A 20,135-nucleotide genomic window follows, 5' to 3' on the forward strand; every position below is an offset into this window, starting at 1 on the left:
CATGGCTCGACTGCCCGTCGTTTCGAGCCTCGCCGCCTCCGCCCGCTACGGCTGGCGCGGAGCACGGCTGCTGACTGGCTTTCTCCGGGCGCGGCCGATCCACTGCATCGTCCAGGTCTCGAACCGCTGCAATCTCACCTGCGGCTTCTGTTCCTTCTGGGAGCGTCCTGCGCATCCCCGGGACGAGATGACGGTGCCGGAATTCGAGGGTATCTCCGCGAAGCTGGCCGAGGCGGGCTCGATGGTCGTCTCGATCGAAGGGGGCGAGCCGCTCTTGCGCCCCGACATCGTCGACATCGTGCGGGCCTTCGCGCGCTACCATCACCCGATCCTCTTCACCAACGGCTGGCGCGTGACCGATTCGCTGGCGCGTGAGCTGTGGGACGCCGGGCTCACCGAGATCGGCGTCTCGATCGACTTCGCCGTCCCGGAGCGGCACGACGCGCATCGCGGGGCGCAGGGTACTTTCGCCGCCGCCGTGCGCGCGCTGCGGGCCTTGCGGGACACGGCCCCGCATGGCGCTCGCCAGGTCGCGGTGATGACGGTGCTCATGCACGACAACCTCGACCAGTTCGAGGACCTGCTCCGGCTGTCCGCGGAGCATGGAGTCATGCACCAGTGCACGCTGCTCTCGACCGCGGGCGACGGGCGCGCGGACGGCGGACACGCGCTTCCCAGTGGTGGCCTCGGCGCCCGCCTGCTCGACCTCAAGGCTCGTTACCCGCACTTCATCAGCTTCAGCGGATACCTGGAAGGCGTCGACGGATTCCTCGCCGGAGAGGTGCGCACGCCGTGCTGGGCGGGCGAGAGGTTCCTCAACATCGATCATCTCGGCGAGGTCTCGCCCTGCATCGAGAAGCTGCATCTGCGCGCCGGGAACATCCGGCGGGAACCCTGGTCGGTGATCGCGGCGCGGCTACGCAGCTTCGAGGAGCTGCGCACCTGCACCGACTGCTACACGTCGTGCCGCGGTTTCGTCGAGGAGATGAGCGGTCCGCCGCGCCTGCGCAGCTGGCGCGAGTTCTTCGGCGCCTTTGCCAATGTGGCGGCGCCCCGGTAGGTCCGATGCGAGCCGTCGCCCGTTGGCTGGCCCTGCCTCTTCTCATCGTCACGTCGGTGATCGGGGTGCTCCTGGCAATCTCCCTGCGCTTGCCGATCGTTCCCGTGCTCGCGGCCGGAGGCGTGCTCTACGCCGCGATCGTCCTCGCGCTCGAGCGCTGGCTTCCCTACGCTCCGGAATGGCAGCGGCCCAAGGGAGACGTGCCCACCGACATCGCGCACCTGGTCGTCACCGGAGGCCTGATCGAGTTCGCGACCGCTTTCGGTCTCGCGCCACCCGCTGCGAAGGCGATCTGGCCGTCGAGCTGGCCGCTGGTGGCGCAGATCGCGCTCGCGCTGATCGCCACGGAGCTCCTCGACTACTGGATCCATCGCCTGCTTCATGGCCCGCTCTGGCGGTTTCATGCCGTCCACCACAGTGCACCGAGGATGTATTGGGTCAATTCCTGGCGCCTCCATCCGGTGGAGGCGGTCCTGTACTGGTGCTGCACCGTCGCTCCGCTGCTCGTGCTGGGCGCGCCGGAGGTGCCGCTGGTCGTCGTCTGGGCGGCGACGACCGTCTTCCGCATGGTCCAGCATTCGAACGTCGACGTCCGGCTGGGACCGCTGAATTGGGTGCTCGCAGGGCCCGAGCTGCACCGCTGGCACCACTCGCGCGACCGGACCGAATCGGAGGCGAACTACGGGAATGCGCTGATCGTGTGGGACGTCGTCTTCGGCACGCGCCGCCTTCCTGACCGCGCGCCGCCGCTCGACGTCGGCCTCGCCGGAAAGCCGTACCCCTCGGCGTACGGCGCGCAGATTCTCGCTCCGTTTCGCGGGCTGCCCTAGGAGCAGGCGGGATTGCCGGCGAGAGGGAGCCCGGTGCCTCGGCGAACGTCAAGATGCGTTTCGGGAATCGCGCGGTCGGTGGCGAGCAGCGCTTCGAGGACGAGGCGGTGAACGTCGCGATCCGCTGGCAGCGCCCGGTGCTCGTTGGACTCGACGAACCACACGCGTTGCGGGTCGAGGGACGGCAATCCCTGAAGGCTGCGCACCGGCACCGCCGAATCGCCCGGCTCGTATGCGAAACGAAGGCGCGGATCGTCGGGCCGCGGCTCGCAAGGCGGGAACGTCGCGCGGCCGCGCTGGACGATGCAGCGCGTGGCCGTCGGCAGGTTGCGCGCGCCGATGACGAACGAATCGGGATGCGTGACCTGCGCGATCGTGCGTTGCAAGCGCGCTGCCGTTTCCAGTCGGCGCGCCAGATCGGTCACGCCGGGATCGAGCTGCAACCTCTGCCAGGTATCGGGATCGTAGAGGTCGATGTCGAGCGATGCGCCATCTGCGTCCACGAAGACGCGCTCTTCCCGGTGCGGAAGAGCGTCCCATACTGTCTGGAAACGGGCCACGGCAGATCCGGAAAAGCTCTTGCCGAGCGGCGCCGGTCGGACTCCCTCGGCGATGTACCAGAGCGCGCTGAACGCTCCCCGCTGCGGCGTGCCCACGTAGACGATGCGCCGCACCGGCGCGTTGCCCTGCGCGAGGAGCCAGCGGATGGCGAGCCCGCCCGTCGACATTCCGATCAGATCGAACCGCTCGTGGCCCGCGCCGCGCAGCCGCTCGAGCAACTCCGCGAGCTGCTCGCCAACCTCGGTGACGCCGCCTCGCCAGTCGTATTCGAAGACCTGCAGATCTTCGCCAAGCACGTATCCGCCCACGCCGGTGAGGAAGCGAAGCATGCCGCCGAAGACGTCGTAGTCGAGCAGACCTGGAATGACGGTGAAGCCTCGCAGCAACCCGGCGGCGTGGATTCCCGGATCGTCTCCGAGCGGCGGGCCAAAATAGAGCCGCCGCGCGCTTCCCCAGGCGAGCCGGCCGCATGGGTCCGCGAGGCGCGTTCCGAGAATGCTGGGCACGAGCACCACGGGGGTCCGCTCCGCAGTCAGCCGGGCGCGCCGGCGCAACAGGCGGATGCGCAGCGGAAGCCGGTGGATCCTTTCGTACAGCCGGTTGAGGAGCATGGATCAGGCCGCGTCGGCAGGCGCCGCGCCCATCTTTGCGCGCACGAGGTTCACGAACGTCTGTACCGAGAAGAGGCTGAGGATTTGTACCGGCCGCAGCCCCGGGTGGATGCGGGCTGCCGCTTCGGGCATCAGCTCGCGAAGCCGGGCGAGGCCTTGCTCGGAAACCACCCCGCCGGGAGCGAACTCCTCGTCGCTCATCTCTCCGCGCGCAGCGCGCTCCATCTCGCCGCGGGTGATCTGGATGTGGAACTCGTGCTCGAGCTTGAAGACGATGTCGAGGAAGTCGAGCGACTCCGCCCCGAGATCGGCCATCAGGATCGAGTCGAGCCGCACGTCCGATGGGGACCGCGCGAGCGCTTCGGCGACGATCTCACGGACCCGCTCAGGTACGCGCGTCGATTCGCTCATCCTTGTCCCCTTGCTCGTCGTGCCACTGCACGACCTGGCTGATGGGCTTGCGCGGCCGCGCCTGAGGCGCTTCCGCCGGCCAGCCCAACGCGACGGCGCCGACCATCCGCCAGGGCGGCACGATGCGGAGCAGCGATTGGACCTCGTCGCGCGCAACCATCGGTCCCGCCATCCAGCAGGCGCCGAGCCCCTCCGCGTGCGCCTGCAGCAGGAGCGCCATGGTTGCCGCGCTCGTCGAGCAGAGCTCTGCCTGCATGGCAGAGGCGGTGGGAAGCGTCGCCGGATCGCCTCCGCCGGAGTGGATCAGCTCGGCGAGCAGGTCGGGATACTCCCGGTACTGGGGCACGACGATGGCTGCCGCCGTCTCCAGCGGCTCGAAGAAGAAGTCGCCGTAGCTGCCGAATTCCTCGGCATGGTGCGATCGACGAATGATGTCCTTCATCGCCTCCGTCCTGCTGCGCACGGCATCGACCAGCGCGGCGCGGATTGGAGCTGCGGTCACGACTGCGAACCGCCAGGGTTGGCGGTTGGTGCTCGACGGCGCCGTGATCGCGGCCTCCAGAATCCGCTCCAGCAGCGCGCGATCGATCGATCGCGGAGCGAAGACGCGGACGCTGCGGCGGCCGCGCAACCATTCGAGGTTCGTGGGGCCATTCATTCGAGCTTGAACCCCCCGTCGACGTTCCAGACCTGGCCAGTCACGTAGCTTGCTTCATCGCTGCAGAGGAATGCGATCACGCGCGCCACTTCCTCGGCAGTGCCCGGCCTGCGCAAGAGGATACGCCGATTCACCTCGTCTCGCGCAAGGGCGAGCAGGTCCGCGGACATCGTGGTTTCGATGACGCCCGGCGCGACCACGTTGACGCGAATGCCCCGGGGAGCCAGCTCGACCGCGATCGAGCGCGCAAAGGCTTCGACCGCTCCCTTGGAACCGGCGTAGTTCGATTGCCCGCGGCCGGGGCGCTGGGCGGCAACGGACGAGACGAGCACGATCGCTCCCCGCCGGCGCGCGATCATGTGCCGTGAGGCCGCCCGGCAGGCGTGGACCGCGCCGAGGAAGTTCACGCGCATCACCTCGTCGAAGTCCGCGGGCTCGCTCGCGCCGAGCAGGGAGTCGCGCGTGACGCCCGCCGCGCAGACGAGCACGTCCGGCGGTCCCAGACCGGTGACCAGCTCCTCGCCAGTGCGCTGGACGTCGTTCCAAGCCGCCACATCGCCGCGGAGGAGCTGCGTGCTGACACCGAGCCGCGCAGCCTCTTCCGCCACCCGTGAGGCCGCGGCCTCGGAGCTTCGGAACCCGATGCCGACGGAGAGTCCGCGGCGTGCCAGCTCGAGGATCACGGCGCGGCCGATGCTGCCCGACGCTCCCGTGACCCACGCGACGCCCGCGTTCACGGGACCTCCACCCGGACGGCAGCGACCAGACCTGGCGCTCCCGCGCTGAGGAGCAGCGCGGACGTCTCTTCGGCGGGGGTTGGCACGGCGACCGGATGCAGAGCACCGGGTGCGGCATGTTCGAGTCCGGCGATGGACGGCAGCACGCCCCGGCGCAGGATCTCGGCCGCTGCGATCGCCTGGACCACGGGCGCGGCCGCGCCGAGACGGCCCAGCGACGCCGCGCTCGCCAGGAGTCGCGCCGATTCCGGCAACACGCCGGCGAGGGACTCGCGCTCGGCGAAATCCATCTCAGGTCGTGCCCAGGCCGCCCCGTCGACGATCCTTTCGCAATGAGAGACGAGCGCAGCGATTTCGGCGAGGCGCTGCGCTCGCGGTTCGCCGGAGGGAAGCGGGTCAGCGTCCACACCTGCTATGCAGGAGAGGAGCGGAAGTCCTTTCCCGGCGGCAGCTCGCACGAGGAGGACGGCCGCCGTGCCTTCGCTGGGCACCGCGCCCTCCGCCCGTTCATCGTAGGGCGGGCGCCAGTGGGTGAGGTCGGCGCGGGTGGCCACCCGGCGCTCGGTCAAGTCCGCCACCGACTGCGGATCGAGCAGCGAGTCATAGGCGACGACCAGCGCAGCGTCGACGGCGCCGGCCTCGAGAGCGCGCCCTGCGGCGCACAGCGCCTCGGCGCCGGCAATCGCTCCCGCAAAGGTGGCACCGTCGCCGCGGATCTGCAGGTCGATCGAGAGCAGGGCGTGCACGTTGTTGGAAAGCTGCTGCAGCATCCAGAACGGATGCATCTGCGCGAGCCCCCGATCCCAAAGGCCGGCGCCGTCGTCTCGCTGCCGCGCGAGAGCGCGGACCAGGTCGTCCCAGCGCGCGCGGAGCCCACCGGTGGCGGCGAACAAAGCGGTGCGCTCGAGTCGCGGATCGCCCGGCGCGAAACCGGCGCCCGCCATCGCCTCGCGTCCGACTTCCAGCGCTAGGAGCCCGACCCTGTCGAGGAACCGGTCGTTGCGGCAGGGCGCGGGCTGGTCCGGAATTGCGCACCGCAGCTGGCATGCTCCCGGGACCACATGCGGTGCGGGCTGGACGGCGTGCTCCCCGGCGAGCCACCGCGACACGACGCGCTCGATCGAGCCGCCGAGCGGCGTGCGCCAGGCGCGGCCCGCAATTGCTGCGATCATTTCCGCCCTCCAGGGTGTCCGAGCGCCAGGCAAACGTTCTGGCCACCGAAGCCGAACGAATTGGAGAGGGCGACGTCAATCGTTGCATGCCGCGGTTGCTCGCCGATCACTGGCAGCGGGCAGTCCGGATCGGGCTCGCGGTGATGCGCGGTGCCGGGAAGAAGATCCCGCTGGAAGGCAAGCAAGCACGAGGCCAGCTCGATCGCTCCGGACGCGGACATCAGATGCCCGACCGCGCCCTTGATCGAGCTGACGGGGATGCGTTCCGCCTGTGCACCGAACGCTCCGCGAATGGCGCGGGCCTCCGCGGGATCGTTCAGCGGCGTGCCGGTGCCGTGCGCGTTGACGTACCCGACTTCCGCCGGTGAAAGACCGGCGCGAGAGAGTGCCAGCTCCATGGCGCGGCGCGCGGCGGCGCCGTCGGGCCGCGGCGTGGTCGCGCGATACCCGTCTTGCGTGCTGCCCCAGCCCAGCACGCGAGCGAGGGCAGTGGCTCCGCGCGCCTCCGCACGGCGCTCGTCCTCGACGACGAACATGGCGGCGCCCTCACCGATGGCGAGGCCGTCGCGGCGGCGATCGAATGGGCGGCATGCGTCCGGCTCGTTGCGCGGCGAAGGCGCTCCAATGCGCGCCAGTCCGCCGATACCCAACGGATTGACCATGGAGTCCGTCCCGCCGCAAACCACGACGTCCGACTCGCCGCGCTCGACGAGAGCCGCGGCGTGCGCCACGGCCAGCCCGCCGGCGGCGCAGGCGCTCGCGTGGATCACGGCGAGACCGCGCAGCTCGAGCAATTGCCGGACGGAGCGGGCGGCGAGATCGACAGGCGAGCGGAACCGTACGAAGGGAAGCGAGGCCGCGGCCTGGGCTGTCCAGTCGATCGCACCCTCGCGCCAGATCGGCGCGAAATCTTCGAGAAAGGCCTGCTCGAGTCCGATGGCGATCGACAGCGAGGCGTGTTGCTCGGCGGGGCCACAGCCTGCTGCGCGCCAGGCCTCGGCGGCCGCCAGCAGCGCGAACGGAACCTTGCGGTCTCGCAACGACCCGTCGCGCTCCAGGTCGTGCACGAGCAGATCCGCGGGCCCAAATCCGGCCAACTTTCCGGCGAGCCACGCAGGCGCGATGGTGGAGAGAGGGACCTCGCCTGCGACGCGCACCGGAAAGTGGCTCGCGTCGAACGAGCGGATGGGTCCGACCGCGGCGCGCCCTGCAGCGAGCGCATCGAGCAACGGCTGCAGACCCACGCCGAAGGGGGACACGACGCCCGCGCCGCTGATGACCGCCCGCCTCACGGCCCCCCCTGCCGCAGCACGACGCTCCCGATGCACCCATCGACGCCCGCGCTCAACACCAGGGCCGTCTCGCCGGATTTCAGCAAATCCAGGGCGGCAACCCAGGCCAACGGGGGTGCTGCTGCCAGCGAATCGCCGAGCGTCAGGCTCACATCGATCGTGCGACAGGCGCTGCAGCGGCTGGCGGCAAGATCGGAAAGGAGCGCTCGGGCCGGCGCTCCCCAGGGCGCGAGCACGACCAGATCGGCGTGCGAGGGAAGCGTCAGCGATGCGATGTCGCCGCCCTCGCGAACGGCGGCCACCGACCGGAGGAGCGCGAGCGGGCGCTCCGACCGCCGGCAGAGCGCGAGGACTGCCGCTCCTTCACCCGGCATCAGGCCCCGATTTGCGAAGCCGTCGCGAACGAGCTCTGCCCAGGTGATCGGGTGCAGCGCAGTGTCGGCCCCGCCTGCCACCGCGCGATCGCAGTCTCCTTCGAGAAGGGAATGCACCGCCTCGGCCAAAGCCGTTACGGTGCCTGCGCCGCGCGAGAAGAAGGCTCCGTTCGGACCGCCGAGCCCTTCGAGGATGGCTCCGTGACAGAGCGAGAAATTGTTGAGGGTCTGGAAGGTGAAGAGCGGGTTGCAAGCTGCGATTCCGCGCTCACCGAGCTTTTCGAGCGACAGCGCGCCTTCGCGGACGCTCTCTGCGAGGATGCACGGTACGTCCTGCATCGCGACGCCCGAGGCGCCGACTCCCATCCAGGCGCCGATCTCCTCGCGACGATCATGAAAGCCGGCATCGACCAGGGCCTCCCGCATTGCGATGGCGCCCAGGCGCGCGGCTCGTGACATCAGCTTGCGAGCGCGCGCATCGCCCGCGTCCAACCTCGAGGGGACCTCGCTGACCGAGGAGCAAAGCACGCCGGGATGCGAGGCGGCCAACTCCACCGAAGGCGCCACCGCCAGCTTGACGAGAGACTTCCCCAACCCGCGCCAGCCCACCCCGTAGGCGCTGACCGCGCCGGCGCCGACGATGGCAACGGCGTCGCTCATGCCGCCCTCGCCAGCACGAGACTGCAGTTCGCGCCGCCGAAGGCGAACGCATTCACCAGCGCCGCGTCGACCCGCATCGTCACTGCCCGTCCCATCACATGCGAAAGCGAGCAGTCCGGGTCGGGTTGTTCGAGGCCGGCAGTGGGGAGAACGGTTCCCCTCGCGACCGCCTCCGCGCCGGCGAGGAATCCGAGCGCTCCTGCCGCTGCGATCGTGTGACCGAGTGCGCCCTTGACGGAGCTGACGCGAACCGTGCCCAGCCTCTCACCGAAGACCGCTTGCAACGCCCGGGCCTCGACGGCATCGTTGAGCGGCGTCGAGGTGCCGTGCGCCTGGACGACCTCGACCGAGTGCCGGCCGGCATCGGCGAGCGCGAGGCGCATGGCGCGGATGGCGCCGCCTCCGTCGGGCGCCGGGGCCGTGATGTGGTGCGCATCCAGCGTGCGGCCCACACCCTCGAGCTCGACGGCCGCAGGACGGCAGGACAGCACCGCCATGGCGGCACCCTCGCCGAGCACGAACCCGTCGCGCCGGTGGTCGAAGGGTCGCGATACGCCCGAAGCGCTCAGGGCGCCCAGCAAACCGAACGCGGCGAGGAGCAATGGATCGACATCCGCGCCCACGCCGCCACAGAGCGCCACGTCGCATTCGCCGGCGCGCAGGGAACGAGCCGCCTCGATGATGGCGGCGGCTCCGGAAGCGCAGGCGAGCGACACGGTCGCGCAGGGACCGCGCGTCCCGAATTCGGCGGCGAGCCGGAAGGCCACCGCGGCGGGCGAGACCTCGCCCGGAGCGAGCGCCGATGCGCGCGCCTGCAGCGCCTTGATCAGCCGCGACTCATCCAGCCCTTGGTCGCGCGCGGACGCCCGCGCGAGCGCGACCAGCGTCTCGAAGTCCGGCCGGCCCGTCTCTGCACCGACGAAGACCCCGATTCGCTCGGCAGGCGTGCTCTTCAGCCCCGCCGCGTCCCACGCCTCGCGCGCCGCGGGCAGCGCGAACGAAAGGCGGCGATCGGGCGCGCCGGGCGGGACCCGATCGATCGCCGCCGCATGGGAAGAAGGAAAACCGGTCGCATCGAAGACGCGCACCGGCTGCACGGCGGAAGCGCCATCCGCCAGCGCAGCGCACGTCTGAGGCCAGGTTGCGCCGAGCGCGGTGAACGCACCGACTCCGTTGACGAACACGGGCCGCCGCACCGCTACTCTCCAACCGATCCGCCCAGCCAGATCTGCAATGCCTCACGCCGGCGCTGGATGAGCTTCGGGTTCGCGATCTTCACGAACGCGAACGTCAGGTCCGCTTCGGCGACGAGTTTTCCGTCGACGCGCGCCAGCGCACGGACCTGGCCGCCTTCCTCTCGCGCCGCGAGGCCGATCGCCTCCAACTCGAGCCGGTCACCGGGCCGCACCACCTCGCGGAACTTCGCCCGATCGACCATGGTGAGCATCGCGTGAAGGTGATCATGGCCGCGCTCGCGCAACGTTGCCTCGACCAGGACGCCCCCGAGTTGGGCCATGGCCTCGATGAGCAGCGCTCCAGGCATCACCGGCTGTCCGGGAAAATGATCGGCGAAGACGTCGTCCGCCAGCGACACGCACTTGACGGCCGTCGCGCTCTCCGGCGGCCGCAGCGTGAGGATCCGATCGAGGAGAAAGTACCGCATCGGAGCGGCGACTATATCCCCGGCGGAAAACGCATGCACCGCATTGACGGCGACGGTCCGGTTGTGGAGGATGCTGCGAAACCGCGCGGAGGGCACGATGGACTGCGCGATCTGCGAACCGACGCGGACGCGGCCTGACAAGCCGCATACCTTCTTCGCTCACGAGTACATACCCTGCCCGAAATGCGAGCGGCGCGGTGAGGCGCGGATCGTCTTGCGCGGCGGCCAGGTCTGGGCGCTGCTGCGCTGCGAGAGCTGCGGGCCGGTCGAGCGACTTCATCATCAAGACGCGGCCGCCTTCGTCGCCGCGTTCCTCGCCCGTGGCGAAGCGGATGCTGCTTCTCCCGTGGACCGCGTCTTCAAGCACACCACCTCCGTGTGCCCGCACTGCCTGCGGCTGCTCGAGGTGGAGGTCGTGCTGCGCGCCGGCAAGGTCTACTTCCGCAAGGATTGCCCTTCCTGTGGCAAGTCCGAGGCGCTGGTCAGCGAGGACGCCCTCTACTACGTGCGCGCCTACGCCTTCGCGCGCGCCGGCACCGAGCCGCTGCACTTCTCGCGGAAGGCGGAGCATGGCTGCCCGACGGACTGCGGCGTCTGCGACGAGCACGAGCAGCACACCTGCCTGCCCATCGTCGAGGTGACGGACCACTGCAACCTGGAGTGCCCGATCTGCATCGTCAACAACCGGTATTCGTCGCACATCTCGCTCGCCGACTTCGAGCGGATCATCGACGGCATGGTCCACCGCGAAGGAATGTGCGAGTCGGTCGCGCTCTCCGGCGGCGAGCCCACCAGCCATCCGCAGATCCTCGACCTCGTTCGCATCGCGACCCGGCCCGAGATCGGCCGGGTGGTGATCATCACCAACGGGCTGCGCCTCGGGCGGGACCACGCCTTCGCGGAGGCGATCCGGGAGAGCGGCGCCTACGTGGCGCTGCAACTCGACGGCTTCACGGCCGACACGCACGAGAAGATCCGCGGCCGCGATCTCGTGGCGGAGAAAGACGCAGCGCTGCGCATCCTCAAGGAGCTGCGGATCCCCACGCAGCTCGTCTTCGTCGCCACCCGCGGCGCCAACGAGCACCAGATCGGGCAGGCAGTCGAGTTGCTCTTGCGCGAGGACCACATCCTCTCGCTGAACTTCCAACCGGCGGCCTTTACCGGCTACGGCGGCGGGAAGTACCCGGGCGATCCGATGGATCGCTTGACCATTCCGGGCGTCATCCAGCGCATCGAGGAACAGACCGGCGGCAAGCTACGCAAGTCCGACTTCTACCCGCTGCCGTGCTCGCATCCGCAGTGCGTCTCGCTCACCTATCTGATGAAGCTCGAGGACGACACGCACCTGCCATTCGGACGCTTCGTGGATTTCTCCCGCTTTGGAACGCTGTTGCGGTCGTCGGCGACGCTGCCCGCGAACGAGCAGATCCACGAGGCGCTGCATGAGGTGATCCACGACGTGTTCGCGCGTCAGGACGAGATCGAGCGCGGTCCAGACGTGCTCGTCGCGCTTCGCGCGCTGCTCTTGCAGATGTTTCCCGACCGGCTGCTGTCTCCCAAGGAGGCGGTGCGCATCGGCGAAGGCCGGGCAAAGTCGATCTTCCTCCACCATTACATGGACCGGCACGATTTCGACCTCGAGCGGCTGCGCAAGTGCTGTCACCATTACCCGCAAGCGGACGGGCGGGTCATGCCCGCCTGCGGGTTCAACATGTTCCACCGCGGCGCGGCGAAGGGACCGGACACCGCGGTGGCGGATTTCGCGCGCCCTGGAGCCAACGGCCTCGGGGGCAGGAGGCTGCCCGTGGTGAGCGCCGGATGAGCACGCGACTGCTCGAGGGAAAGGTGGCGCTGGTGACCGGGGGCTCCCGCGGGCTGGGCCGCGCCATCTGCAGGACGCTCGCCGGCGAGGGGGCGGCGGTGGCGTTCAACTACAGCCGCTCCGACGAAGATGCGCGCCGAACCCTCGACGAGCTTCGCAGCTCGGGCGCGCGGGCGTGGGCCTTTCGCGCCTCGGTCCTGGACAAGGTGGCGATCGACGCCATGGTCCGCGCCATCGAGGCCGAAGCAGGCGCGCCGGTGGACGTGCTCGTCAACAACGCCGGCGTGGGCCAGGTCGTGCCCCTTGCGCTGATGCAAGAGGACGACTGGGACAAGATGATGGACGTGCACGTGAAGGGCGCGTTCCTCGTCACCCAAGGCGTGCTGCGCGGCATGATCCGGATGCGTCGCGGCAGGATCCTCAACGTCAGCTCGCTCGCCGGCGTGAAGATGCTGGAGGCGCCGGTACATTACTGCACCGCCAAAGCGGCGCTGAAGGGCTTCACGGAAGGCTTGGCAAAAGAGATCGGCCGCTATGGCGTTACCGTGAACTGCATCGCCCCGGGGATCCTCGAAGAGGGGGTCAGCGTGAACGTGCCGCCGGCGAAGCGCGATGATTATCTGCGCCATTGCGCCGTGGGCCGCGTGGGCACGTTCGAGGAGATCGCAAGCGTGGTGGCGTTCCTCGTTTCCGACGGCAATTCCTACATGAACGGGGCGACGATCGTGGTGGACGGCGCCGTCTAGTCCGGACTAGCCGACGAGGCGTCCATCGGACATCGCAAGAATCCGGTTGGCGTGACGGGCCACGCCCGCGTCGTGCGTGACGACCAGCAGCGCAGATCCAGCGATGCATACCTCCGCGAACGCGGCCATCACGGTTTTGGTCGACGCCGAGTCGAGGTTGCCGGTGGGTTCGTCGGCGAGGACCAATCCGGGACGGTTGACGAGGGCGCGGGCAATCGCCACGCGCTGTGCTTCTCCCATCGAAAGAGCGGCGGCGGGCGTCCCGGCGCGCGAGGAGAGTCCCAGCCGTTCGAGGAGCGCATCGGCGGCGGCGAGCGCGGCGAGACGTCGTCCCAGGAGCCGCCACGCTGGAAGGGCGACGTTCTCGCGCGCCGTCAGGTGATCGATCAGGTTGTTGCCCTGAAATACGAAGCCCAGCTGTTCGCGGCGAAGTCTGCTGCGCTCTGACGGGCTGCGGTCCCATGGATCGACGCCTGCGAGCGTCAGCCGACCTGCCGTCGGGCGATCGAGCAGGCCGAGCATCTGAAGCAGCGTGGTCTTGCCGCAACCGCTAGGACCGATGAGCGACACCCACTCCCGGGCGGCAATGCTCAGCGAAACGCCGCCGACGGCCGTGACTTCGCCGAAGCGACGGGCGAGCGCTTCGGCGCGCACCATTTCGGCGCCGTTCATGCGCCGCGGCGGAGGATCTCCGCCGGATCGATTCGCGCCGCGCGCCAGGCCGGATAGACGCCGGACAGGACCGTCGCGACGAGCACCGTAACGGCGGGCCAGACGAAGGTCCGGATCGCCTCGACCGGCCGGAGGACGAACTCCTCCATCTCGAAGATCGGATGGGCGCGGAAGTAGCGCAGGAGCCCGTAGGCGATCGGACAGCCGAGCGCGACGCCGACGAGCCCGATGAGTAGCGCCTGGAGGAGAAAGGCGACGAACACTTCCGACCCCCCGATCCCCATTGCAGCCATGAGCGCGACTTGCCTTCTCCGGTTTACGGAACGGAGGTAGAGGAGCGCGGCCACCGGCAAGGCCACGGCGACCAGCACCATCGCGCTCGATGACGCCGCCACGGCTGCGCTGCCATGGATGGCATTGCGCAACAGCGCGCTGTCCTCCGCCCAGGTGCGGGCGTCGAGCCCCGGAAAGGAACCGGCAAGCCGCGCCGACAGAGCGCCGGCGCGATCGGGATCGTCGGAATAGACGAGGAGCATGTCGGTCGCGTCCGGATTGCCGAGCTCGCTTGCGAGAAAACGGCGATCGACGACGATGGAATCGGTCGCGCAGACCGTGAACGCGCCGGCAAAGAGCCCGCGCACCGTCAGGCGGTACCGGCCTACGTCTTCGTCGAGTTGCTCGCGCCCGAGGACGACGCGGAGCTTCACTTCGTCGCCGACACGGACCCCGAGCCGGCGCGCGAGACTGCGCCCGAGCAGCACTCCATGCCGGTCGCCGGGTGGCAGCGCCTGCCCCTCGACGAGCCGGAAGGGCCGGCGGCCATCGGGAGCGTCGACGGCAAGCGCGGCCACGCTCTGGAATGCCTGGTCGCGTCCGACGACGGCCGGAAGGATCAACACTGCCGCAACCGCGCGGACGCCGGGCGTGGACCGCAGCCGGTCGAGCGTCGTCGCTGCCTCATCGATGCGACGGCCCTGTCGCGGATAAACGCGCACGTCGCCGAAGCCCGATTTCACCCCTTGCTCGAGCATTTCCGCTTCGTATCCGAGAATGTTTGCGGTGTTCGGCACCTGAAAGGCGACCCCAACCGCTACGGCGGCGACGAGCACGGCGGCCGTCAACGGACTGCTCCGCAAGTCCCGCCATGCGAGGAAGACAATCAGCGATGGGTTCGCCCCGCGATGGATTGTGATCGGTGGCGTGGCCATTCAGCGCGGCACGGTACCGTGCCTGCTGCACTCATGAAAGTCGGGTGCGGCAGGGGCTAGTGGGCTTCGTCGAGCTTCTTGAGTTGCTCCCGCACGACCGCCGCTGTCAGCGGCAGGTACTTGCCGTCGCGCTGCACTTCCGCCTGGCCTTCCTGGCTCAGGACGTACCGGAGGAACTCCTTCACGTTCGGTTCGAGTGCCGTCCCGGGCTTCACGCTCGTATAAAAATAGGCTTCCTGGAAGAGCGGATAGGTGCGGTTCTGCACCGTCTCCAGCGTGTGCTCGACGAACGGCCCGCCGTCGGTCGCGGCCACTGCCAGTCGCCGGATGTTCGGCCGCTCGCCGCGGTAGCGGTTGTAGGCGATGCCGTACTTGTCGCGGGCGAGCGCGTCGGTGATCTGGTCGGCCTGGATGTATCGCTTGCCGTCGGGCTGAACGATGTGCGCATAGGCGTGGATGTTCTCGTTCCACTTGTCGCTCGCCTTGAGTACCTTGTCAGCGAAGTCGGTGGCGGTGTTGTAGCGGAGGTTGAATCCGTAGACGTGGATGGGCTTGTCGGCCCACTCGCCCTTCAGACCCAGCTGGCCCCAGGTGCGGATGTTCTTCTCCGGGCCGCGCGCCCAGTCGGGGCGGAAGTTGGTCCCCGCCCAGCCGCCGTCGCGGGCCGCGCCGAACACGCCGTCGAGCTGTTCGAGGGTGATGCCCTTGAGGGGGTTCTCGTTGTTGACGAGGATCACCGTCGAGTTTTCCCAGCCCGCGACGTCGTACGAGCCGGTGACGGCGGTGATCTCGAGCGGGTCGAAGCCCATCACGCGCTGGTATGCGAGCAGGTCGTAGAACCCCGGCCGGTGGCCCATCGCCAGGTCGGCCTGGTTGTAATAGAGCGCAGCGAACGCCACGGCCGCCGTCGGAAGGTAGAAGGAGATGCGCAGCCCGGGCTGGAACTTCGCGAATCCGTCGCGCCAGTATTCGCCGAGCTTGCCGTCGGCCAGGTAGTTGCTGCCGTGCAGGCGGATCCAGCCGGTGAGTTGCTTCTGCGGGACGTAGTGGGGCAGGCCGCTCAAGTCGAACTTGCGGGTGTAGTGCGGCTTCTCGCCGCGCTCGGCCACCACGCCGGCGCGCTCCTTCTGCGCCGCGAGCGATTTGCGGACGTCCTCAGGGCTGGAGACCTGCGCGAGCGAGGGAACAGCGAGCAGCGACAGCGCCAACGCGATGCGAGTCAGCATAGGGGAAGCCTGCCCGGAGAACCTTGCGCCAACCTGAACGCGCCGCTGAAGCGGAATTCATCGGCTGTTCAGGCTTGGTTCAGGGGGGCGCGTAATCCTCTCGCAACTCTGAAGGAGGCGCCCACATGTCCGCATTGAAGATTGTCGTCGGCCTGCTCCTGCTCCCTGCCGTACTCCTCGCCGGAGGCGCGCCGAGCGGTAGCCAGGACGCTCTCGCGCTGCAGAAAACCCGAGAGCGGTTCGTCCGTGAGCGCGGGGCCAAGACGTTCTATCCCGCCGACCGCTTCGATCTTTCCGGTCTGCCCGCCTACGAGTCCGAGCAACAAGTCTCCGGCACGTTGCGGATCTGGGGCAACAACTACCTCGCCGACAGCGGCCTTGCGCAGGTCTGGGAGGAGGAGTTCCGCAAAGCCCAGCCGGGCATCCAGATCGAATGGAACCTGAAGAGCGCCGCCACCGCGGTGGGCGCCTTGTGGGCGGGCGCCGCCGACATCGGCATCACCGGGCGCGGCATCCTCTGGTCGGAGCGCCTCGCGTTCCAGCGCGAGTACGACTACGACGTCACCGAGATCGTCTCCACCACGGGCTCGTACAACGTGGCCGGGTGGAGCAACGCGCTCGGCATCTTCGTCAACAAGGACAACCCCATCTCGAAGCTCACCTTCGCCCAGCTCGACGGCATCTTCGGCGCCGCCCGCGAAGGCGGCTGGGGGCCCGATTTCGAGTGGCACCGCGACGTCGCCCGCGGCCCGGAAAAGGACATCCGCACCTGGGGCCAGCTCGGCCTGACCGGCGAGTGGAAGGACAAGCCGATCAACCCCTACGGCCTGAACCTCCGCTACGAGCAGAGCCTGCGCATCGCCAACCCGATCCTGATGGGCAGCGACAAGTGGAACGAGCGCATCAAGCTGTTCGCCAACTTCACCGATGCGAACGGCAAGCTCATCACCGGCGCGCAGCAAGTGATGGAGCACCTCGACGAGGATCGCTACGGCATCGGATACGGCGGCGTGATGAACCTCACGCCGAAGACCAAGGCGGTGACCAGCGCCGTGAAGCAGGGCGGGCCGTATGTGCCGCTCACGCTGGAGACGGTGCACGACCGCAGCTATCCGCTGATCGGCGAGACCTTCTTCTACGTCAATCGCAAGCCTGGCACGCCGGTGGATCCGAAGGTGCGCGAGTTCATCCGCTACATCCTGAGCCGCCAGGGCCAGCAGGCAGTGGCGCGCGACGGCAAGTACTTACCGCTCACCGCGAACGCGCTGCGGGAGCAGCGCCGGAAGCTGGATTGACCATGACGGCCCTGGCCCTGCTCGGCCTGCTCGTTGCTGTGCCGACGCCGTACCAGCCGGCGAAGTACGACTTGAGCGCGCTCCCGCCGTATCGGCCGCAGCAGCAGGCGCTCGGCGTGGTGCGCATCTACGGCACGCCGCTCGAGTCCCTGGTGGGAAAGTGGGCGACAGAATTCCGCGACAGGCAGGGTCACGTCCGTCTGCAAGCGTACCTGATCAATACCTCGCAGGCGTTCGCGGGGCTCGTCACGGGGAAGGCCGACGTGGGCCTCATGGGCCACCGCACATGGCATTCGACGCTGGAAGCGTTCCAGGGCGCATTCGGGTACGCGCCCCTGGAGATCAAGTTCGCCAACGGGTCGTATGACGATCCGGAGGGCTCGACACCGGGACTGATGTTCGTGGTTCACAAGAGCAATCCGCTCGCTGGCCTCACGCTCGATCAGATCGACGGCATCTTCGGCGCCCAGCGCACCGGCGCGTGGGTGGGTACCAAATGGTCCACCGCGGCGGCACGCGGGCCGGAGAAGAACATTCGCACCTGGGGACAGCTCGGCCTGACCGGCGAGTGGGCCGACAAACCCATCCATTTGCACGGCTCCGACGTCACGCTGAGCAACTGGGCGGACCTGATCGAGCGCGAGGCCTTCCACGGCGGGCAGAAATGGAACCCGGCGCTGGTCGAGGGCCCGCGCGCGGACATCGCGCTGAAGGCGCGCGGGAAGACGCACGACCAGGAGATCGTCGAGGGCGTGCAGAACGACCCGCTCGCGATGGGCTTCACCTTCAAGCGCGTCATCAACGCGCTCGGGTCGGACGTAAAGGTGCTGCCGCTCGCAGCGACGCCGGGCGGCCCGTTCGTCGCTCCGAGCGCGCAGAGCTTCTTCGACGGGAGCTATCCGATGCGCAACGGCGCTTACCTCTATCTGAATCGCGTGCCGGGACATCCGCTGTCGGCGCGCGACAAGGAATTCGTCCGGTTCGTGCTGAGCCGCGAAGGTCAGCAGATCGTCGCCGACAGCCGCATCTTCATCCCGCTGAGCGCGGAGCAGGTCGAGACCGAGCTGAGGAAACTCGAATGAGCGCCTTCATCGCAGCCTTGCTCGTTGTGGCGGCGCTGCCCGAATACCACCCGGCGCAGCACGTGTCCGGTACGGTCCGCGTGAGCGGCAACGACCAGATGGCCGCGCTGCTCCAGCGCTGGGAGAAGGGTTTCCGCCGCTTCCATCCGGACGTCCGCTTCGAAAGCTGGCTCAAAGGGACCGCGTCGGGGATTTACGGCCTCGAGATGCGCACCGCCGATCTCGCGCTGATGGGCCGCGCGATGAACCCGTTCGAATACTACGGGACCTACGAGCGCTCGTGGGTCTTTCCGGTCCAGGTCGAAGTCGCTACCGGCAGCTTCGCCACGCCCGACAAGTCGCCGGCGTACGCCGTCTTCGTGCATCGCGACAATCCGATCGCGAAATTGACGGTGCAGCAGCTCGACGCGATCTTCGGTGCGCAGCGCGGCGGCGGCTGGAACGGCCTGAGTTGGGACGTGACCGCCGCGCGCGGGCCGGAACTGAACGTCCGCACCTGGGGACAGCTCGGCGCGACCGGCGCCTGGGCCGACAAACCGATCCATGTCTACGCGCCGCCGCTCGAGGGAGCGGGCGCGATCACGTACTTCCAGTCGCGCGTCATGCATGGCGCCGACCTGTGGAACGAAGACCTGCGCGAGTACGCCGACCCCGCGCTGATGATCGCCGATCTGAGCAATGACCCTTCCGGCATCGCCTACGCGTCGCTCGATTCCGCGGCAGCCGGCGTGAAAGCGCTCCCGCTGGCGGAGACGGCCGCGGGGCCGTACGTCAACCCCACGCGCGAGACGGTGGCCGACCGCAGCTATCCGCTGTCGCGGCCGGTCTACGCCGTCTTCAACATCGATAACGAGAAGAGCGAGGCCGCCGGCGTCGATCCGAAGCTGCGCGAGCTTCTCCGCTACGTGCTCAGCAAGCAAGGTCAGGCGGACGTGGCGCGCGCGGGCGGCTATCTGCCGCTGACCGCGGCCGCCGCGGCGGAACAGGTGAAGAAGCTCGATTCGACCTCGACGCCAAACGAGCTGCGCGTGATCCAGAAAGCGTCGGCGATCAAGGTGCGGATGAGTATCGATGAGGACCCCATCGTCGTGCGGCTGGCCGAGAGCCTCGGGTATTTCGAGCAGGAAGGGATCGAGCTCCAGCGCGTCGACGTCGAGAAGATCACCGGCGAGGACTACCTGATGCAGGAGCCGCTGGCGAAGGGTCGGATCGATGCGGCCTATTGCTGGTTCAACCACGCCATCTACGGTGCGCGGCACGGGTTTCCGGTGCAGGCGGTGATGCTCTTCAACGACGCGCCGGGCATGAAGGTGCTGGTCGCGGATCGGGCAAAGGGTTGGGTCGCCAGCGCTGCCGATTTCACCGGCAGGAACGTCGCGGCGGGCGCGGGCTACGGGATGAAGAGCGTGCTCACCCGTTATCTGGCGAGGAAGTCCGGCGCGGGCGCGTACGCGTCGGTGATGATGGGGAAGGCCGGCCGGGAGGAGGCGGTCGTCAAGGGACTGAAGGAAGGCACCGTCGACGTGATGACCTTCCAGGAGCCGATCACCTCGGCGCTGCTCGCCACCGGGCTCGCGAGCACGCTGTACGACCTGGACAGCGGCGAATCGACCGCGAGGGCGCTCGGTGCGCGGTTTCCCGCGCAGGCGCTGTTGATGTCACCGCAGACCATCGCGAAGCGGCCGGAGATGGCGCAGCGGCTGGTGAACGCGCTGGTGCGGGCGATGCGATTCGTCAATTCGCACTCGGCGGAGGAGATCGCAGCCCGGCTGCCGGCGGATTACTTTGCCGCGAAGGATCGGCGAGCCGAGCTGGAGCTGATCCGCGCCGCGCTGCCGACGTATACCCGCGGCGATTATTCGATCTCTCCCGAGGAGGCGCAGCTGGCGGTGGACGTCAATCTCTCAGCCGTTTTCGACGAAAGCGACGAAGGCCGCTGGCGCGGGAGCGGCGACGTTTCGCGGGTCCGTGCCGCCGATCTCTACACCAGCCGCTTCGTCAGCCGGGCAATGAACGCGATCGCGGTCGTCAACGCCAGGTAACGGATCGCGTCAG

18 protein-coding genes are annotated in these 20,135 nt (G+C 68.7%); 6 read left to right on the forward strand and 12 right to left on the reverse strand.

The features are described 5' to 3' along the window. The first annotated feature begins 1 nt into the window (after position 1). Positions 2-1,060 carry a radical SAM protein gene (locus tag E6J58_18060; protein TMB34657.1) on the forward strand — a complete coding sequence of 353 codons (1,059 nt, stop codon included), beginning with the start codon at positions 2-4 and terminating at the stop codon, positions 1,058-1,060. Positions 1,061-1,065: 5 nt separating this feature from the next. Further along, on the forward strand, positions 1,066-1,890 hold the full coding sequence (locus tag E6J58_18065; protein TMB34658.1) for a sterol desaturase family protein: 825 nt from the start codon (positions 1,066-1,068) through the stop codon (positions 1,888-1,890). On the opposite strand, the gene E6J58_18070 is transcribed toward E6J58_18065, so the two are convergent. From E6J58_18070 to fabZ, 9 genes are read right to left on the reverse strand one after another with little or no spacing between them, the layout of a single operon-like run. Next, positions 1,887-3,062, reverse strand: a complete 1,176-nt coding sequence (locus E6J58_18070) for a hypothetical protein (protein ID TMB34659.1) — start codon at positions 3,060-3,062, stop codon at positions 1,887-1,889. The two genes, E6J58_18065 and E6J58_18070, sit on opposite strands and share 4 nt — an antisense overlap. 3 nt (positions 3,063-3,065) lie before the next feature. After that, a complete protein-coding gene (locus tag E6J58_18075) occupies positions 3,066-3,473 on the reverse strand; it encodes an acyl carrier protein (protein ID TMB34660.1) in 408 nt (135 codons plus the stop codon). Then, positions 3,448-4,131: a nitroreductase family protein gene (locus E6J58_18080; protein TMB34661.1), complete on the reverse strand. Its 684-nt coding sequence runs from the start codon at positions 4,129-4,131 to the stop codon at positions 3,448-3,450. The genes E6J58_18075 and E6J58_18080 overlap by 26 nt, the downstream gene beginning before the upstream one ends. Then, a complete protein-coding gene (locus E6J58_18085) occupies positions 4,128-5,114 on the reverse strand; it encodes an SDR family oxidoreductase (GenBank protein ID TMB34662.1) in 987 nt (328 codons plus the stop codon). The genes E6J58_18080 and E6J58_18085 overlap by 4 nt, the downstream gene beginning before the upstream one ends. Further along, positions 4,865-6,040: a hypothetical protein gene (locus tag E6J58_18090; GenBank protein TMB34663.1), complete on the reverse strand. Its 1,176-nt coding sequence runs from the start codon at positions 6,038-6,040 to the stop codon at positions 4,865-4,867. Before E6J58_18090 ends, E6J58_18085 begins: the two co-directional genes overlap by 250 nt. Beyond that, entirely contained in the window at positions 6,037-7,332 is a 1,296-nt protein-coding gene (locus tag E6J58_18095; protein TMB34664.1) for a beta-ketoacyl-[acyl-carrier-protein] synthase family protein, read from the reverse strand. Before E6J58_18095 ends, E6J58_18090 begins: the two co-directional genes overlap by 4 nt. Further along, positions 7,329-8,366 carry a hypothetical protein gene (locus E6J58_18100; protein TMB34665.1) on the reverse strand — a complete coding sequence of 346 codons (1,038 nt, stop codon included), beginning with the start codon at positions 8,364-8,366 and terminating at the stop codon, positions 7,329-7,331. Before E6J58_18100 ends, E6J58_18095 begins: the two co-directional genes overlap by 4 nt. After that, positions 8,363-9,562: a beta-ketoacyl-[acyl-carrier-protein] synthase family protein gene (locus tag E6J58_18105; GenBank protein TMB34666.1), complete on the reverse strand. Its 1,200-nt coding sequence runs from the start codon at positions 9,560-9,562 to the stop codon at positions 8,363-8,365. Before E6J58_18105 ends, E6J58_18100 begins: the two co-directional genes overlap by 4 nt. Positions 9,563-9,564: 2 nt before the next feature. Then, on the reverse strand, positions 9,565-10,029 hold the full coding sequence (gene fabZ / locus E6J58_18110; protein ID TMB34667.1) for a 3-hydroxyacyl-ACP dehydratase FabZ: 465 nt from the start codon (positions 10,027-10,029) through the stop codon (positions 9,565-9,567). A 70-nt stretch (positions 10,030-10,099) separates the two neighbouring features. On the opposite strand from fabZ, the gene E6J58_18115 reads away from it, so the two are divergent. Continuing rightward, positions 10,100-11,851, forward strand: a complete 1,752-nt coding sequence (locus E6J58_18115; protein ID TMB34668.1) for a radical SAM protein — start codon at positions 10,100-10,102, stop codon at positions 11,849-11,851. After that, a complete protein-coding gene (locus E6J58_18120; GenBank protein TMB34669.1) occupies positions 11,848-12,597 on the forward strand; it encodes an SDR family NAD(P)-dependent oxidoreductase in 750 nt (249 codons plus the stop codon). The genes E6J58_18115 and E6J58_18120 overlap by 4 nt, the downstream gene beginning before the upstream one ends. 6 nt (positions 12,598-12,603) lie before the next feature. Here E6J58_18120 and E6J58_18125 read toward each other — a convergent pair whose 3' ends face one another. Genes E6J58_18125 through E6J58_18135 form a run of 3 tightly spaced genes read right to left on the reverse strand, consistent with a single transcriptional unit; the run spans position 12,604 to position 15,703 of the window. Next, entirely contained in the window at positions 12,604-13,254 is a 651-nt protein-coding gene (locus E6J58_18125; GenBank protein ID TMB34702.1) for an ABC transporter ATP-binding protein, read from the reverse strand. Between the two features lie 11 nt (positions 13,255-13,265). Then, the gene (locus tag E6J58_18130) at positions 13,266-14,477 is read right to left on the reverse strand and encodes an ABC transporter permease (protein TMB34670.1); all 1,212 of its coding nucleotides are present in this window, start codon (positions 14,475-14,477) and stop codon (positions 13,266-13,268) included. 56 nt (positions 14,478-14,533) lie between these two features. After that, positions 14,534-15,703, reverse strand: coding sequence for a phosphate ABC transporter substrate-binding protein (locus E6J58_18135; GenBank protein ID TMB34671.1), 1,170 nt, complete (start codon positions 15,701-15,703; stop codon positions 14,534-14,536). Positions 15,704-15,837: 134 nt separating this feature from the next. Between E6J58_18135 and E6J58_18140 the strand changes: the two genes are divergently transcribed. Further along, positions 15,838-16,998 (forward strand): phosphate ABC transporter substrate-binding protein, encoded by a 1,161-nt coding sequence (locus E6J58_18140; protein ID TMB34703.1) that lies wholly within the window; start codon positions 15,838-15,840, stop codon positions 16,996-16,998. A gap of 496 nt (positions 16,999-17,494) precedes the next feature. Next, positions 17,495-20,122 (forward strand): hypothetical protein, encoded by a 2,628-nt coding sequence (locus E6J58_18145; protein TMB34672.1) that lies wholly within the window; start codon positions 17,495-17,497, stop codon positions 20,120-20,122. Positions 20,123-20,135: the final 13 nt, after the last annotated feature.

This window comes from Deltaproteobacteria bacterium (assembly GCA_005879535.1).
Lineage (GTDB): Bacteria > Myxococcota > Myxococcia > Myxococcales > 40CM-4-68-19 > 40CM-4-68-19.